Source organism: Streptomyces actuosus, from assembly GCF_016921115.1.
Taxonomy (GTDB): domain Bacteria; phylum Actinomycetota; class Actinomycetes; order Streptomycetales; family Streptomycetaceae; genus Streptomyces; species Streptomyces actuosus_A.
Window position 1 is genome coordinate 1 of sequence record NZ_JAFFZS010000119.1, and the last position, 983, is coordinate 983.

1 pseudogene is annotated in these 983 nt (G+C 70.5%); it reads right to left on the bottom strand.

Annotated elements, in window-relative coordinates:
* A pseudogene (locus JS756_RS35850) lies at positions 1-913 on the bottom strand (WD40 repeat domain-containing protein); the annotation flags it as partial.
* Positions 914-983 lie beyond the last annotated feature (70 nt).

Here is a 983-nt window from a genome sequence, read left to right on the forward strand (position 1 = left end):
AGGTCACGCCGTCGCTGTGGCCGGTGAGCGTGGTGCGCAGGTGGCCGGTTCCCATGTCCCACAGTCGCGCTGTTCGGTCTTCGCTTGCGGTGGCGAGGGTGTGGCCGTCGGGGCTGAACGCCACCGACCACAGGCCGTCGCTGTGGCCCCTGAGCGTGGTGCGCAGGCGGCCGGTGCCGGTGTCCCACAGCTTCGCCGTACGGTCGATGCTTGCGGTGGCGAGGGTGCGGCCGTCCGGGCTGAACGCCACCGACCACAGGCCCTCACGATGGCCGGTCAGCGTGGTGCGCAGGCGGCCGGTGCCGGTGTCCCACAGCTTCGCCGTGCCGTCGTCGTTCGCGGTGGCGAGGGTGCGGCCGTCCGGGCTGAACACCACCGACAAGACGTACTTCACGTGGTCCGTGAGGACGGTGCGCAACCGGCCGGTGGCGGCGTCCCACAGCCGCGCCGTGCCGTCCCAGCCGCCGGTGGCAACGGTGCGGCCGTCCGGACTGAACGCCACCGACATGACGGAGTCCGTGTGACCGGTGAGTGTGGTGCGTGTGTGACCCACTGTGATGTCCGAGAGCCGTGCTGTTCGGTCGTTGCTTGCGGTGGCGAGGGTGTGGCCGTCGGGGCTGAACGCCACCGAGGTCACGCCGTCGCTGTGGCCCGTGACAGTGGAGCGAAGGACACCGGTCAGGGTGGTCTCGCCGCTTGCGGTGGAGAGGGCCCACAAGCGGACCCAATGGTCCTTGTCGCCCGTGGCGAGGGTGTGGCCGTCGGGGCTGAACGCCACCGACGTCACGCCGTTGCTGTGGCTGGCCGGAGTGGTCTGCAGGCGACCGGTGCGGGCGTCCCAGAGTCGTGCTGTTCGGTCGTTGCTTGCGGTGGCGAGGGTGTGGCCGTCGGGGCTGTATGCCACGGAGGTCACGCCGTCGTGGTGGCCGGTGAGTGTGGTGCGTAGGTGGCCGGTGGCGGTGTTCCATAGTTTTGCCGTGCCG